General features: G+C 43.0%; 15 protein-coding genes. 12 read left to right on the top strand and 3 right to left on the bottom strand.

What is annotated here, in order from left to right; translation table 11 throughout:
* Positions 1–38: 38 nt before the first annotated feature.
* Complete coding sequence (gene fabD / locus AB9N12_RS15900; RefSeq protein ID WP_369893097.1) at positions 39–926, bottom strand: ACP S-malonyltransferase; 888 nt, start codon at positions 924–926, stop codon at positions 39–41.
* A 49-nt stretch (positions 927–975) separates the two neighbouring features.
* On the bottom strand, positions 976–1,812 hold the full coding sequence (thiD, locus tag AB9N12_RS15895) for a bifunctional hydroxymethylpyrimidine kinase/phosphomethylpyrimidine kinase (RefSeq protein WP_369893096.1): 837 nt from the start codon (positions 1,810–1,812) through the stop codon (positions 976–978).
* 340 nt (positions 1,813–2,152) lie between these two features.
* Here thiD and AB9N12_RS15890 point away from each other — a divergent pair, with 340 nt between their 5' ends.
* The 12 genes from AB9N12_RS15890 (at position 2,153) to galE (ending at position 15,423) form a co-directional block, all read left to right on the top strand.
* A complete protein-coding gene (locus AB9N12_RS15890) occupies positions 2,153–2,884 on the top strand; it encodes an NUDIX domain-containing protein (protein WP_369893095.1) in 732 nt (243 codons plus the stop codon).
* Positions 2,885–2,939: 55 nt separating this feature from the next.
* Positions 2,940–4,463, top strand: a complete 1,524-nt coding sequence (locus AB9N12_RS15885; protein WP_369893094.1) for a xylulokinase — start codon at positions 2,940–2,942, stop codon at positions 4,461–4,463.
* A 36-nt stretch (positions 4,464–4,499) separates the two neighbouring features.
* Positions 4,500–5,816, top strand: a complete 1,317-nt coding sequence (gene xylA, locus AB9N12_RS15880; protein WP_369893093.1) for a xylose isomerase — start codon at positions 4,500–4,502, stop codon at positions 5,814–5,816.
* A 139-nt stretch (positions 5,817–5,955) separates the two neighbouring features.
* Complete coding sequence (xylE, locus tag AB9N12_RS15875; RefSeq protein WP_369893092.1) at positions 5,956–7,410, top strand: D-xylose transporter XylE; 1,455 nt, start codon at positions 5,956–5,958, stop codon at positions 7,408–7,410.
* 1,085 nt (positions 7,411–8,495) lie between these two features.
* Positions 8,496–8,921: a SoxR reducing system RseC family protein gene (locus AB9N12_RS15870; protein ID WP_369893091.1), complete on the top strand. Its 426-nt coding sequence runs from the start codon at positions 8,496–8,498 to the stop codon at positions 8,919–8,921.
* A 6-nt stretch (positions 8,922–8,927) separates the two neighbouring features.
* Positions 8,928–9,833 carry a Fe-S cluster domain-containing protein gene (locus tag AB9N12_RS15865; protein ID WP_369893090.1) on the top strand — a complete coding sequence of 302 codons (906 nt, stop codon included), beginning with the start codon at positions 8,928–8,930 and terminating at the stop codon, positions 9,831–9,833.
* 24 nt (positions 9,834–9,857) lie between these two features.
* The gene (gene rsxC / locus AB9N12_RS15860) at positions 9,858–11,195 is read left to right on the top strand and encodes an electron transport complex subunit RsxC (protein ID WP_369893089.1); all 1,338 of its coding nucleotides are present in this window, start codon (positions 9,858–9,860) and stop codon (positions 11,193–11,195) included.
* A gap of 5 nt (positions 11,196–11,200) precedes the next feature.
* Entirely contained in the window at positions 11,201–12,208 is a 1,008-nt protein-coding gene (locus AB9N12_RS15855; protein WP_369893088.1) for an RnfABCDGE type electron transport complex subunit D, read from the top strand.
* Positions 12,205–12,972 carry an RnfABCDGE type electron transport complex subunit G gene (locus tag AB9N12_RS15850; protein ID WP_369893086.1) on the top strand — a complete coding sequence of 256 codons (768 nt, stop codon included), beginning with the start codon at positions 12,205–12,207 and terminating at the stop codon, positions 12,970–12,972. Before AB9N12_RS15855 ends, AB9N12_RS15850 begins: the two co-directional genes overlap by 4 nt.
* A 14-nt stretch (positions 12,973–12,986) precedes the next feature.
* Positions 12,987–13,571 (top strand): electron transport complex subunit RsxE, encoded by a 585-nt coding sequence (gene rsxE / locus AB9N12_RS15845; protein WP_369893085.1) that lies wholly within the window; start codon positions 12,987–12,989, stop codon positions 13,569–13,571.
* Positions 13,572–13,593: 22 nt separating this feature from the next.
* The gene (rsxA, locus tag AB9N12_RS15840; RefSeq protein ID WP_369893084.1) at positions 13,594–14,166 is read left to right on the top strand and encodes an electron transport complex subunit RsxA; all 573 of its coding nucleotides are present in this window, start codon (positions 13,594–13,596) and stop codon (positions 14,164–14,166) included.
* 219 nt (positions 14,167–14,385) lie between these two features.
* On the top strand, positions 14,386–15,423 hold the full coding sequence (gene galE, locus AB9N12_RS15835) for a UDP-glucose 4-epimerase GalE (RefSeq protein ID WP_369893082.1): 1,038 nt from the start codon (positions 14,386–14,388) through the stop codon (positions 15,421–15,423).
* Between the two features lie 268 nt (positions 15,424–15,691).
* Here the strand turns inward: galE and ispE are convergent, their stop codons facing one another.
* Entirely contained in the window at positions 15,692–16,516 is an 825-nt protein-coding gene (gene ispE, locus AB9N12_RS15830; protein WP_369893080.1) for a 4-(cytidine 5'-diphospho)-2-C-methyl-D-erythritol kinase, read from the bottom strand.
* Between the last annotated feature and the right edge of the window lie 114 nt (positions 16,517–16,630).

The raw sequence follows: 16,630 nt of genomic DNA, 5'->3' as shown, positions 1-16,630 counted from the left end.
AACACGCTTTATTTAGATAAAGTCTCTCTTACAGATATTTATGCAATACTGTGAGCATTGACAGTACCGTCAATCTTTTTAATCAGTCCTTGAAGTACTGCACCCGGACCACACTCTGTGAAATCAGTAGCACCGTCGGCAACCATATTCTTAACAGACTGTGTCCAACGTACGGAAGCTGTCAGCTGGGCAACCAGGTTTTTTTTGATTTCTGCAGGATCTGTATGTGGAAGTGCGTCCACATTCTGATATACCGGACATTTGGGGGTATGTATTTCGGTCGCTTTGATAGCAGCTTCCAATTCTACTTTCGCAGGGTCCATCAGCGGAGAATGGAAAGCACCGCCCACTTTCAGTGGAAGAGCACGCTTTGCTCCGGCAGCTTTCATTAGTTCGCAAGCCTTTTCGATGCCCGGTACAGAACCGGAAATCACGATTTGTCCCGGACAGTTGTAGTTGGCCGGTACGCAAACTTCACCTTCTGCATTTACTGTTGCACAAATTTCTTCTACTTTCTCATCCGGTAATGCAATAATTGCAGCCATTGTGGAAGGAGTAACTTCACAAGCTTTTTGCATAGCCATTGCACGAGCATAAACGAGTCTCAGTCCATCTTCAAAACTCAACGCACCGGCAGCGACCAATGCGGAGAACTCACCGAGTGAGTGACCTGCTGTCATTTCCGGTTTAAAATCATCCCCCATGCAAAGAGCGGAGATAACAGAATGAAGGAATACGGCAGGTTGGGTAACCTTTGTCTGCCGGAGGTCTTCGTCTGTGCCATTGAACATGATATCTGTAATGCGATATCCGAGGATATCATTTGCTTTTTCGAACAATTCTTTTGCTAAAGCTGAGTTTTCATACAGGTCTTTGCCCATTCCCACAAATTGAGCGCCTTGACCGGGAAATACAAATGCTTTCATATTTTTATTGTTTTATTGATTTTTAATTGCGTTGCAAAGTTACGTATTTTTATGATATAACCGCACAAAATGTACACATTTGTGCAATGGAGTCTGGAAAATGCCATAAGGGACCGTTGCCATGACCGATATTCAAGTCTTTTCCTGCAATAATGGCTTGCGTGATATATGTTTTTGCATATTGGATGGATTCTTGTATAGGGTAGCCCTTGGCTAGACAGGTAGCAATAGCAGAGGAGAGGGTACATCCCGTTCCGTGTAGGTTACGGCTTTCTATTTTTTTCTCCTCATATATATGGTAGATGGATTCGGGCGTATGCAACACATCACACATCTTATCTCCTTCCAGATGTCCGCCTTTTAGCAAGACGCTAGTGTGATAATCATCTGTCAGCATTTTGGCAGCCGCCTGCATCTCCTGAATGTTGTGGATATTTTTGCCTGTGAGCACAGTTGCTTCGTTAATATTGGGCGTAATTAAGGTAGCAAGTGGCAGCAACTCTTTTTTTATTTCTTCTATAGTTTCGTCCGTCATCAGTTTTTGTCCGCTGGTAGATACCATCACCGGATCATACACGACATATTCCGGTGTGTACTTTTGGAGGCAATCGACAATGATACGTACAATCTGAATATCATGAATCATCCCTATCTTTATGGCAACCGGTTGCAGGTCATCCATCACTGCTTCTATTTGCCCATAGACAATATCAGGAGCGATGGATTGTACGGCACGTACTCCCAATGTGTTTTGTATGGTGAGGGCAGTAATGGCTGATGCCGCATAGCCTCCTAAAGCAGAGATTGTTTTTATGTCTGCCTGAATACCCGCACCTCCCGAACAATCGGAACCGGCAATGGATAAAATGACTGGATGACGATCCATTTTAGTTTTTTTAATATTTACTTGACAAAGATAGAATAAAAACGATAAGGTACAAAATGATATATCGTTTAAAATACAATAAGTATCTTTGCCGGTATCTGTTGGAAATGAGATGAAAAGTACTGATAATAAAGCATCCATCTGGTTTTCGTACTATATACAATTACTCACTTGTGGAAATAGTAAAATACATATTGTAATTCGTAAGATAACACTAACTGTTCATATTGTAGAATGTATGATATGTATTTGTATGATAAACAATGTTTTATAGCATAGTTTCGATGTTTGTTTTGATGAATATTAGCCTCTATATTTGCATCGGATTAAAGAAAAGGATATGCAAAATTTACGGAAAAATACACCTTTAGCAAACAATCATATATCAGTGGACTGTGTAGTGATTGGTTTTGACGGAGAACAGCTGAAAGTGTTGCTTGTAAAACGTGCAGGAGAGGATAATGGAGAAGTATATCACGATATGAAACTTCCCGGAAGTCTTATATATATGGATGAGGATCTGGATGAAGCGGCACAACGGGTTTTGTATGAACTGACAGGACTTAAGAATGTGAATCTGATACAGTTTAAAGCATTCGGCTCTAAAAACAGAACGAGTAATCCGAAAGATGTGCGTTGGCTGGAAAGAGCTATGCAGTCAAGAGTGGAACGTATTGTGACCATTGCATATTTGTCGATGGTAAAGATAGACCGTACATTGGACAAGAATCTGGACGATCATCAGGCTTGTTGGATTGCTTTGAAAGAGGTGAAAACATTGGCTTTCGATCATAATCTGATTATTAAGGAAGCGATGACTTATATTCGCCAGTTTGTAGAATTTAACCCTTCCATATTGTTCGAACTGCTTCCGCGCAAATTTACAGCTGCACAATTAAGAACTCTTTTTGAATTGGTATACGACAAAACTGTGGATGTACGCAACTTTCATAAGAAAATATCCATGATGGAATATGTGGTTCCTTTGGAAGAAAAACAACAAGGAGTGGCTCACCGTGCTGCCCGTTATTATAAATTTGATAAGAAGATATATAATAAGGTGAGAAGGTGAGATTAATTCGAGTATTAAGTATTCAATAGTAAATCGTTAAATCGTAAACATCATCATGTTTTTATTAGGTTATGACATAGGTAGCTCGTCTGTAAAAGCGAGTTTGGTAAATGCTGAAACAGGTAAATGTGTATCATCGGCATTTTTTCCGAAAACGGAGGCAAATATCATTGCAGTGAACCCCGGGTGGGCGGAACAAGATCCGGAAAGTTGGTGGGAAAACTTAAAATTGGCTACACAGGCTATTATGACAGAATCCGGAGTGAGTGCTGCTGAAATTAAAGCCATTGGTATCTCTTATCAGATGCATGGATTGGTATGTGTTGATAAGAATCAGCATGTCCTGCGTCCTGCTATTATCTGGTGTGACTCCCGTGCGGTACCATACGGCCGGAAAGCGTTTGAAACAATCGGAGAGGAGAGATGTCTTTCTCATTTGTTGAACTCACCGGGAAACTTTACAGCTTCCAAGTTGGCATGGATTAAAGAAAACGAACCTGCCATTTATGAGCAGATTTACAAGATAATGCTGCCGGGTGATTATATTGCCATGAAGTTGAGTGGAGAAATTTGCACAACCGTTTCCGGACTTTCGGAAGGTATGTTTTGGGATTTCAAGCACAACCGAGTGGCTGATTTCCTAATGGATTATTACGGATTCAACTCTTCTTTGATTGCAGATATTAAACCGACCTTCGCAGAGCAGGGATGCGTCAGTGCAATAGCTGCCGAAGAACTTGGATTGAAAAAAGGAACACCGATTACTTATCGTGCAGGTGACCAGCCTAACAATGCTCTCTCTCTGAACGTGTTCAACCCGGGTGAAATAGCTTCTACGGCGGGAACATCAGGAGTGGTTTATGGTGTGAATGGTGAAGTGGACTATGATCCGCAGTCACGTGTCAACACCTTTGCCCATGTCAATCATACGATGGACCAGACACGTCTGGGAGTACTGCTTTGCATTAATGGAACAGGTATTCTTAATTCATGGGTAAAACGGAACATTGCTCCCGAAGGAATATCTTATAATGAAATGAATGTGTTGGCTTCCAAAGCTCCTATCGGTAGCGCAGGAATCAGTATCCTGCCCTTTGGTAACGGTGCCGAGCGCATGTTGAACAATAAAGAAATCGGTTGTAGCATCTGTGGACTGGACTTCAATACACATAGTAGACACCACATGATTCGTGCCGCTCAAGAGGGTATCGTATTCTCTTTTAAATACGGCATTGATATCATGGAGCAGATGGGAATTCCCGTGAAGATGATCCATGCCGGACATGCTAATATGTTCTTGAGCTCTATCTTCCGCGATACGTTGGCGGGAGTTACAGGAGCTACTATCGAGCTTTATGATACAGACGGTTCTGTGGGGGCTGCGAAAGGTGCAGGTATCGGTGCAGGCATTTACAAAGATAACAATGAAGCGTTTGCTACGCTTGACAAACTGGATGTGATCGAGCCTAATGTGGCGAAACGGCAGGAATATGCCGACGCTTATGCAAAGTGGAAATATCGTCTCGAGAAGTCGATGACCGGTAGCATACCGGCTTCGGTTTTATCTACAGATAAATAACAATCTAAATAATAACCATTTAAAAATAAAAGAATTATGGCAACAAAAGAATTTTTCCCGGGAATTGAAAAGATTAAGTTCGAAGGTAAAGATAGTAAGAATCCGTTGGCATTCCGTTATTACGATGCTGAAAAGGTTATCAACGGTAAGAAGATGAAAGATTGGTTGAAATTTTCTATGGCATGGTGGCATACCTTGTGTGCTGAAGGCGGTGACCAATTTGGTGGCGGAACCAAACAATTCCCTTGGAATAGTAATGCTGATGCTATACAAGCTGCAAAAGATAAAATGGATGCAGGTTTCGAGTTCTTGCAGAAAATGGGTATTGAATACTACTGTTTCCACGATGTAGACTTAGTATCCGAAGGTGCAAGCATCGAAGAATACGAAGCCAACCTGAAAACAATCGTAGCTTATGCTAAACAGAAACAAGCTGAAACAGGTATCAAACTGTTGTGGGGCACTGCCAATGTATTTGGTCATGCACGTTATATGAACGGTGCTGCTACTAATCCTGATTTTGACGTGGTAGCTCGTGCTGCTGTTCAGATCAAGAATGCAATCGACGCAACGATTGAACTGGGTGGCCAGAACTATGTGTTCTGGGGTGGGCGTGAAGGCTATATGTCTCTGCTGAATACAGATCAGAAACGTGAAAAAGAACATCTTGCGCAAATGTTGACTATGGCTCGCGATTATGCTCGTGCTCGTGGTTTCAAGGGAACTTTCCTGGTTGAACCGAAACCGATGGAGCCGACTAAACACCAGTATGATGTAGATACAGAAACTGTAATCGGCTTCCTGAAAGCTCATGGTTTGGATAAAGATTTTAAAGTAAATATTGAAGTAAACCACGCAACTTTGGCTGGTCATACTTTTGAACACGAATTGGCAGTAGCGGTAGACAACGGCATGTTGGGTTCTATCGATGCTAACCGTGGTGACTATCAGAATGGTTGGGATACAGACCAGTTCCCGATTGACAACTACGAGCTGACACAAGCTATGATGCAAATTATCCGTAATGGTGGCTTGGGTAACGGTGGGACAAACTTCGACGCTAAAACTCGTCGTAACTCTACTGATCTGGAAGATATCTTCATCGCTCATATCGCAGGTATGGATGCTATGGCTCGTGCATTAGAAAGTGCAGCTGCTCTGTTGAACGAATCTCCATATAAGAAAATGTTGGCTGACCGTTACGCTTCATTCGATGGTGGTAAAGGTAAGGAATTTGAAGATGGCAAGTTGACTTTGGAAGACGTAGTCGCTTATGCTAAAGCAAACGGCGAACCGAAGCAGACCAGCGGTAAACAAGAGCTTTATGAAGCAATTCTGAATATGTATTGCTAATTAAACCCACCACAGATTACACGGATTCTCACAGGCAGATTTCTCTTCTCTCTCATTTTGAATCTTATCTGTGTCAATCTGTGAAATCTGTGGTGATATATGTCCAACTACTACAACACTATTTTATCTACTTATAACTATGATTAATACAACGAACGAGGGTAGTAAACTCTACCTATATTCGATAACCTCTGTCGCCATTTTGGGAGGACTGCTGTTTGGATATGATACAGCCGTTATTTCGGGTGCAGAGAAAGGATTGGAGGCATTTTTCCTTTCGGCTTCCGATTTTCAATATAATAAAGTAATGCATGGAATCACATCTTCCAGTGCATTGATTGGCTGTGTACTGGGTGGTGCGATCTCCGGTATATTTGCTTCCCGTTTGGGGCGCCGTAATTCCTTAAGGCTTGCAGCCGTACTCTTTTTTCTTTCAGCATTAGGTTCTTATTATCCGGAATTCTTATTCTTCGAATATGGAAAACCGAACATGGATCTGTTGATTGCCTTTAATTTGTATCGTGTTTTGGGGGGTGTCGGAGTAGGACTGGCTTCTGCAGTCTGCCCGATGTATATTGCTGAAATAGCCCCTTCCCATATTCGTGGAACGCTTGTGTCATGTAACCAGTTTGCTATCATCTTTGGTATGTTGGTAGTGTACTTTGTGAATTTCCTGATTATGGGCGATCATCAGAATCCTGTTATATTGAAAGATGCGGCCGGTGCACTGTCTGTTAGTGCTGAATCTGATATGTGGACTGTTTATGAAGGATGGCGTTACATGTTTGGTTCGGAAGCTTTTCCTGCTGCTTTCTTTGGTTTGTTGTTGTTCTTTGTTCCGAAGACTCCCCGTTATCTTGTATTGATACAGCAGGATGGAAAGGCTTACTCAATTCTGGAAAAGATCAATGGTAAGACAAAAGCACAGGAAATCCTTAATGATATTAAAGCTACTGCTCATGAGAAGACAGAGAAAATATTGACTTATGGAATGGCAGTAATTGTGATCGGTATTTTGCTTTCTGTATTCCAACAAGCTATCGGTATTAATGCGGTACTATATTATGCTCCTCGTATATTTGAAAATGCGGGTGCAGAAGGAGGTGGCATGATGCAGACAGTTATTATGGGTGTTGTAAATATTGTCTTTACACTGGTTGCTATCTTTACAGTAGATCGCTTTGGGCGTAAACCTCTTTTGATTATCGGTTCTATCGGTATGGCCGTAGGTGCATTTGCAGTGGCAATGTGTGATAGCATGGCAATAAAGGGCATTCTTCCGGTACTTTCAGTGATTGTATATGCAGCATTCTTCATGATGTCCTGGGGACCGATTTGCTGGGTATTGATCTCGGAAATTTTCCCAAACACCATTCGTGGTAAAGCAGTGGCTATCGCTGTAGCTTTCCAATGGATATTTAACTATATTGTATCTTCTACTTTTCCGGCATTGTACGATTTCAGCCCGATGTTTGCGTATAGTTTATATGGCATAATCTGCGTAGCTGCTGCCATCTTCGTTTGGCGTTGGGTGCCTGAAACGAAGGGCAAGACATTGGAGGATATGAGCAAGCTTTGGAAGAAAAATAAATAAATTAGGTTAGCGTAATTACATCATGTCATTACGACCTCGGTATTTTGACGTGGTTCTATTGATATTATGACATCGTACCAATGGTATGGTGTCATAATTGTTTATACACATATCATTCTTAAAATGCAAAACATCTGCCATCTGCAACGAAATCGATATAATGTATTAATAAACAGTTGGTTACAACGTTGCAGATACTGTTGCAGATGGTTGCAGATAGCCCGTTATCTGCAACACCGTAAACGAATCGTACCGGTCATTCCGTCAGTATCCTACTTCCGATTCATAGTTTCCTGCGTGGGAACTCTCGTTTCCAAGCAGGAAACTGGAGTTTCAAAGTAAGGAAACTGGAGTTTCAAAGTAAGGAAACTGGAGTTTCAAAGTAAGGAAACTGGAGTTTCAAAGTAAGGAAACTGGAGTTTCAAAGTAAGGAAACTGGAGTTTCAAAGTAAGGAAACTGGAGTTTCAAAGTAAGGAAACGGAGATTTATGCGTAGCTGTTTGGCTGGGTTACCTTGTTCTTACCAGTTACCTTGCTCTTGAAAGACAGCTTTCCATCGCCACACAGAGTGTTGTAGATACCATTATCTGTAACTATCTGCAACAGGTATCTGCAACGCTATAACTGATTGATAATTAATCTATAATCTCGATTTTGTTGCAGATGGCAGATGTTTTGCACTTTTTATCTTATATGAGAAAGAATATTTTGTGCAAAACCGTGTGGAAACGAACCGGTTTTAGCTCGGAACTGCGTAGGATATGAATAAAATTTCGAATAAGTCATATATTCTTCTGTTTTTTTGTAATTGCTGGCTTCGTATGCAAATTGCATGTTTTACTATGGAATATAGGAAGAAAAATAATCATTTAATGTGTTTATTATTAAATGATTAACGCAAATAAATAAAATTGATTCTTTTAACGTAGCGTTAAAAGCGTGTAAAGTAAATTTGTATTATTTCCCGTGTACGATAACGCAAACACGAAAATAACAGATTATTATGTAGAAAAAATACGGGGAATGCTTCGTAGTTCACAAATAATGATTAAATTTGCCGCGATTTGTAATGCGGAGTTTGCAAAATGACTAATAATATTATAAAGCATCTAGGTATTGTGGAAAACATACAAGATTCTCATCTGTCGGTGAGGATTGTCCAGACATCGGCTTGTGCGGCTTGTAGTGCAAAGGGGCACTGTTCCTCATCGGATAGTAAGGACAAAATCATAGATATAACGGATACTGCGGCTGCTTCTTATCAAGTAGGAGAGAGGGTGATGGTAGTTGGCGAAATGTCGATGGGCATGATGGCGGTAGTATTGGCTTTTGTACTTCCTTTCATACTTCTGATTTTTTCTTTATTCCTTTTTATGGCATTGATGGAGAATGAATTGTATGCAGCTCTTTTTTCCTTAGCTGTCCTTATGCCTTATTATTTCGTCTTGTGGCTCAATAAAATGCGACTGAAACAGAAATTTTCATTTACTATAAAACCAATAAATAACTAAAACATTATGAATTTGATTCTGATTGCAGTGATTTCATTGGGAGCGATAGCGCTTGTATTGGCCGCTATTCTTTATGTAGCTTCCAAGAAATTTGCCGTGTATGAAGACCCGCGGATTGCCCAGGTGGGGGAAGTTTTGCCCCAGGCTAATTGTGGTGGATGTGGCTACCCTGGTTGTAGCGGATTTGCCGACGCTTGTGTCAAAGCCGGATCACTGGATGGCAAGTTCTGCCCCGTAGGCGGACAGCCTGTTATGGCAAAGGTTGCTGATATCCTCGGACTGGCAGCCGGTGAGGCTGAACCGATGGTAGCAGTGGTTAGATGTAATGGAACTTGTAGCAATCGTCCGCGTATCAACCAGTACGACGGTGCTAAGAGTTGCGCGATCGCTGCTTCGCTGTATGGCGGAGAAACCGGGTGCAGCTACGGTTGTTTGGGATGTGGCGATTGTGTGGCTGCCTGCCGGTTCGATGCCATCCACATGAATCCTGAAACAGGAATTCCGGAAGTGGACGAAGCGAAATGTACGGCTTGTGGTGCTTGTGTGAAGGCTTGTCCGAAGGCGATTATCGAGATTCGCCCTCAAGGAAAGAAGTCGCGCCGTGTATACGTCTCTTGTGTGAATAAGGATAAGGGAGCGGTGGCACGCAAGGCTTGTACGGTTAGTTGTATCGGTTGTGGCAAGTGTGTGAAGACTTGTCCGTTCGAAGCTATTACGTTGGAAAACAACTTGGCTTACATCGATCCGAACAAGTGCAAATCTTGCCGGAAATGTGTGGAAGTTTGTCCGCAGAATGCCATTGTCGAGTTGAATTTTCCGCCGCGCAAACCGAAGACGGAAGAGGCTCCGGATGCTCCGAAAGAAACGGCTGCTCCGAAAGCTCCGGCTGAAGCTCCGAAAGTAACAGAATAATAACAGAATAAAATACAGAATTGTATGTTAAAGACATTTTCAATTGGTGGAGTTCATCCACACGAAAATAAATTGTCGGCACATCAACCCATTATCACAGCGGAAGTTCCTGCAAAGGCTGTTATTTTGCTGGGACAGCACATCGGTGCTCCTGCAAAACCGATTGTTGCGAAAGGGGATGTGGTAAAGGTAGGCACCAAGATTGCCGAACCTGCCGGCTTTGTTTCGGCAGCAATTCACTCTTCAGTCAGTGGTAAAGTGTCGAAGATTGATACCATAGTCGATGCCAGCGGTTATGCGAAACCTGCTATCTTCATTGATGTGGAAGGCGATGAATGGGAAGAAACGATCGACCGTAGCACTACACTGGTGAAAGAGTGCAATCTTTCTGCAGAAGAAATTGTGAAGAAGATTGCCGATGCCGGAATCGTAGGGCTGGGCGGTGCATGTTTCCCTACTCAAGTGAAACTTTGTCCTCCTCCTTCTTTCAAGGCTGAATGTGTGATCATCAATGCCGTAGAGTGTGAACCTTACCTGACTGCCGACCATCAGCTGATGCTGGAACATGCGGAAGAAATCATGGTAGGTGTTTCTATCCTGATGAAAGCGGTGAAAGTGAACAAGGCATTTATCGGAATCGAAAATAATAAGCCGGATGCTATCGAGCTGATGACGAAAGTGGCTGTCAACTACGCAGGCATCGAGATTGTGCCCTTGAAGGTGAAATATCCGCAAGGAGGTGAAAAGCAGTTGATCGATGCAATTACCAAACGACAGGTGGCCAGCGGTGCGTTGCCTATCTCTACGGGAGCAGTCGTGCAGAATGTGGGAACAGCATTTGCCGTTTATGAAGCGGTACAGAAGAATAAGCCGTTGTTCGAACGGGTGGTTACCGTGACAGGAAAGTCGGTTGCCAAACCGTCTAACTTCCTGGCTCGTATCGGTACGCCGATGAAGCAGTTGATCGACGCTTGCGGTGGACTTCCCGAAGATACCGGTAAGGTGATTGGTGGTGGTCCGATGATGGGTAAGGCGTTGGTAAACACAGAGGTTCCTACTGCAAAGGGCAGTTCCGGTATCTTGATTATGAACAGAAAGGAAGCCAAACGTGGTGAGGCACAGACTTGTATCCGTTGTGCGAAGTGTGTGAGTGCCTGTCCGATGGGACTGGAGCCGTACCTGCTCGGAGCCTTGTCTGAAAACGGAGATTTTGAAAGAATGGAAAAAGAAAGAATCATGGATTGTATCGAGTGCGGCTCTTGCCAGTTCACTTGTCCTGCCAACCGTCCGTTGCTCGACTATTGTCGTCTGGGTAAAGGCAAAGTGGGAGGTATGATTCGTGCACGTCAAGCTAAAAAATAACGAATATGGAAAATAAATTAATCGTATCACTATCGCCCCACGTCCATGGCGGAGACAGCGTACAGAAAAATATGTATGGCGTGCTGATCGCACTGATTCCGGCTTTTCTGGTGTCTCTCTATTTCTTCGGACTGGGTGCCCTGATTGTCACGGCTACTTCCGTTGCGGCTTGTTTGTTTTTTGAATGGGCGATCGGAAAATATGTAATGAAGAAGCCTGCCACTACCATTTGTGACGGCTCTGCCATCATCACAGGTGTGTTACTGGCATTTAACTTACCGTCTAACCTGCCTATATGGATTATCATCGTGGGCGCATTGTTTGCTATCGGTGTAGGCAAGATGTCTTTTGGCGGACTGGGATGCAATCCTTTCAACCCTGCATTGGCAGGACGTGTATTTTTGTTGCTCTCTTTCCCCGTGCAGATGACCAGCTGGCCGGTAGTCGGACAGTTGACAGCCTATACGGACGCTACCACCGGTGCTACTCCGCTAGCATTGATGAAACAGGCGATTCATGCTACAGATAAGAGCGCAGCTATGGATGCTTTAAGCCAGATTCCGGATGCATTGAGCTTGCTGATCGGACAGAACGGCGGATGTTTGGGTGAAGTGAGCGCACTGGCTCTATTGATCGGGTTGGTTTATATGCTTTGGAAGAAGATTATCACCTGGCATATTCCTGTATCTATCCTGGCTACCGTATTTATCTTTGCCGGTATCATGCACCTTACAGATCCGGAAAAATATGTTTCTCCGGTATTGCAGTTGCTTTCCGGTGGTCTGATGCTGGGGGCCGTCTTTATGGCAACCGACTATGTGACTTCTCCGATGAGCAAGAAAGGAATGTTGATTTATGGTGTATGTATCGGTTTGCTGACGGTGGTTATCCGCCTGTTTGGAGCCTATCCCGAAGGTATGTCGTTCGCCATCCTGATTATGAATGCGTTCACTCCGCTGATTAACACCTATTGTAAACCTAAACGCTTTGGGGAGGTAGCGAAGAAGAAATGAAAAAGTTAGAATCATCTTTAAAGAATATGTTGCTAGTGCTTACGGGAGTGACTGCTGTCTCCGTAGCGTTGCTGGCTTATGTGAATGAACTGACGAAAGATCCCATCGCTGAAGCAAATGCGAAGACGCTGAACGAGGCTTTGAAAAAGGTTCTTCCTGAATTTACCAATAATCCGGTAGCGGAGAGTGATACGATCTTCAGCGAGAAAGACGGAAAGAAGAACGTAGATTTTATCGTTTATCCGGCTAAGAATGGAGAAGAACTGGTGGGTACGGCTGTGGAAGCTAAATCAATGGGATTTGGTGGCGAGCTGAAAGTCTTGGTTGGTTTTAATGCTGAAGGTAAAATTTATAACTACTCCCTGTTGGCCCATGCGGAAACTCCGGGATTGGGTTCTAAAGCCGATAAATGGTTCGGGGCTTATGATCCTGCCAAGGGAGAAAAGGCGGTATCTCACGAAGAGAGCAAAAAATCTATTTTGGGTATGAATCCGGGTGAAACTCCATTGACTGTCAGCAAAGATGGGGGAGAGGTGGATGCTATTACGGCTTCTACTATTACTTCACGTGCTTTTCTGAATGCTGTCAACGCTGCTTATAGAGTCTATAAGGCTGAGGGCGGAGAGGCGGACGGAGTGACCGGTGCCTCTCAAGTAGCGGCTCCCGAAAATGTTGCTTCAGCGGAAACTATTACTGAAGAGACGAATACCACTACCCAAGCTACTATTAGAGTTGAACTCACTGATTCAGTCAGTGCAAAATAAGAAAGGAGACAGATATGAATAACTTTAAAGTAATGATGAACGGGATTATTAAAGAGAATCCTACGTTTGTACTCCTGCTCGGTATGTGTCCTACATTGGGTACCACGTCATCGGCCATCAATGGTATGGGCATGGGACTGGCCACCATGTTCGTGTTAATCTGCTCGAATGTGGTGATCTCTTTAATAAAGAATCTGATTCCGGATATGGTGCGTATTCCATCCTTTATTGTGGTGATCGCGTCTTTCGTGACTTTGCTTCAAATGGTGATGCAGGCTTACGTGCCGGGACTATATGCTACACTCGGTCTTTTCATTCCGTTGATTGTAGTAAACTGTATCGTACTGGGGCGTGCCGAAGCTTTCGCTGCCAAGAATAATCCGGTTGCCTCTATGTTCGACGGTATCGGCATGGGACTTGGTTTTACCATCGCCCTGACTTTGCTGGGGGCTGTTCGCGAATTTTTGGGAACCGGTAAAATCTTCAATCTGACCATCATGCCGGAAGAATATGGAATGTTGGTATTTGTATTGGCTCCGGGTGCTTTCATCGCTTTGGGATACCTCATTGCGCTGATTAACAGTTTAAAGAAGGCCTAATTCAATTAAATAAGAAAAGAATATGGAATATATATTGATATTTATTTCGGCAATCTTTGTAAACAACATCGTGTTGTCGCAGTTCTTGGGTATCTGCCCGTTCTTGGGAGTATCCAAGAAGGTGGAGACTGCGTTGGGTATGAGCGCTGCGGTTGCTTTCGTGCTGACCATTGCTACCATCGTCACCTTCCTGATACAGAAGTTTGTATTGGATATTTTCGGACTGGGCTATTTGCAGACGATTACGTTCATTTTGGTGATTGCCGGACTGGTGCAAATGGTGGAAATCATTCTGAAAAAGGTATCCCCGGCTCTATATCAGGCTTTGGGTGTGTTCTTGCCGCTGATTACGACCAACTGTTGTATTCTTGGTGTGGCTATCCTGGTGATTCAGAAAGACTATGATCTGCTAACAGGCGTTGTGTATGCATTCTCTACGGCTCTTGGCTTCGGTCTGGCACTGGTGCTTTTTGCCGGGTTGCGCGAACAGATGAGCCTCGTGAAAGTTCCGAAAGGAATGCAAGGAACTCCGATTGCCTTGATTACCGCCGGTTTGCTTGCTATGGCATTCATGGGATTCTCCGGCGTGGTGTAAGGATTTACAGTTGATAATTAAATAGAGGATTGGAAGCTCTGCTATGTAGTGACATACAAGCCGGAGTTTCCAATTCTTTTTTTACCTGAATCCCCTAATTTGTACTTTTTTTGCTTCTCGGTAAATAAATTCGTGATAAGGTATTGCAAATCCATTTTATTTCCATATATTTGTAACTCAAACAATAATAAACCGAGAAACTAACCATTTATAAAATATATGAAAGAAAGAATTTTAGTGACAGGCGGGACAGGATATATTGGGTCTCATACTGTTGTGGAGTTACAAAACAGTGGATATGAAGTAATCATTATCGATAATTTATCAAATTCTAATGCTGACGTTGTTGACAATATAGAGAAAGTTTCCGGTATTCGCCCGGTTTTTGAGAAATTGGATTGTTTGGACTTTGCCGGTCTGGATGCAGTATTTACAAAATATAAAGGAATTAAGGCGATCATTCACTTTGCAGCAAGCAAAGCTGTAGGAGAGTCGGTACAGAAACCGTTGCTTTACTACCGTAATAACTTGGTTTCTTTGATTAATCTTCTCGAATTGATGCCAAAACATGGAGTAGAAGGTATTGTGTTCTCTTCTTCTTGTACAGTATACGGCCAGCCGGATGAACTGCCGGTAACGGAGAAGGCTCCCATTAAGAAAGCGGAATCACCTTATGGAAATACCAAACAGATCAACGAAGAGATTATTCGTGATACGGTAGCTTCAGGTGCTCCGATCAATGCAATCATGTTGCGCTATTTCAATCCGATTGGTGCACATCCTACTGCATTGCTGGGTGAACTGCCCAACGGGGTTCCTCAAAACCTGATTCCATATCTGACTCAGACAGCTATCGGTATCCGTGAGAAACTAAGCGTGTTTGGGGATGATTATGATACACCGGACGGTTCTTGTATCCGTGACTTTATTAATGTGGTTGACTTAGCTAAAGCACATGTGATTGCTATCCGTCGTATCTTGGAAAAGACACAAAAAGAAAAAGTGGAAGTGTTTAATATCGGTACAGGACGTGGCGTTTCTGTATTGGAATTGATAAATGCTTTTGAAAAAGCCACCGGTGTAAAATTGAATTATCAGATTGTCGGACGTCGTGCGGGTGACATTGAAAAGGTCTGGGCTAATCCGGATTTTGCTAATAAAGAGCTGGGATGGAAGGCCGTAGAGACTTTAGAGGATACTTTACGCTCTGCATGGAACTGGCAATTGAAACTTCGTGAAAAAGGATCTCATAAATGAGGATTTTTTAATTAAATAGGGAACTGAACAAATCGTGCATGCGGTTTGTTTATTTAATGCTAATCGACCTGAAGCTATTTATGAGTATGTGAATATACATAGATAGTACGTATGCCTCTCAGGCATAGACAGGAAAGATTACATAGTAGTTTTGTCGTGTTTTATTTTGTGTTTGTGTTGTGACGGTACTACGGCGTGAGTCGTGGTACCGTTTTTATTGTCTTTAAGCATTAGAGACATTACTGAATATCCCACGCTGTAGGGCTCGTTATAGCTTTCCTTTAAAACAGAATACGTCCGTCCCCCAATCAACCTCCGGTAGGGTGATTTCGGGAGCAAACAACCCGAACACCGAAGATCCGGAGCCGCTCATGGATGCGTAGATTGCTCCTCGACGATAGATCTCTTCTTTGATTTCTCCGATAACGGGGTATTGCGGGAATACACTTGCTTCGAAATCATTGATTAAGGTATCTTTCCATTCTTGCACCGGACGCCGGATTATTTCCCTGACCGGATATTCCGGACGGTGGGGATGAATGTTGGAAAAGGCTTCCCGGGTGGAAACAAAAACATTCGGTTTGACAATTATGATTGGATAGCCGCTTAATGAAAGTTCGACTGGGGAGAAGATGTTTCCGATACCTTCGGCATAGGTCGGCTTGTTTTTAATAAAGAAAGCACAGTCTGCTCCCAAGGTAGCAGCATATACCTCCAGTTGCTCTTCGGACAATTCCAGCTGGAAATGATCATTGAGCAACTTCAGCATAAAAGCGGCATCGGATGAACCTCCCCCCAGTCCGGCTCCCGAAGGAATATGTTTGTACAAATGAACTTCGACAGGGGGAAGGTGAAATTCATTGTCCAGCAGTGAATAAGCCTTTACAACGAGGTTGTCCTCCGGATTGCTAGTTATTGCCATGCCATACTGGTGGAGGGTGATCTTTTTTTCTGCTTCAGCAGAAGTCCGTATTTCTAGAGCATCTTCAAGAGCCACCGGATAGAAAACTGTTTCTAGGTTATGGTATCCATCCGGGCGTTTTTCCGTGATGGAAAGTCCCAGGTTTATTTTGATATTAGGAAAAGTGATCATGATCAATTAAAAATTAAAAAATATAAAAATGCAGCACAGGGGGCAAAGTTACTAAAATCTTCATTTTTCCTTATCTATTCTTCGTTATTATATTCTATCTTTGCCCTCCCGACC

Origin of the sequence: Bacteroides sp. AN502(2024) (assembly GCF_041227145.1) — a bacterium.
GTDB lineage: Bacteria > Bacteroidota > Bacteroidia > Bacteroidales > Bacteroidaceae > Bacteroides.
Note: the sequence above shows the minus strand (reverse complement) of the source record. Positions and strands in the feature narration are given on the sequence as shown.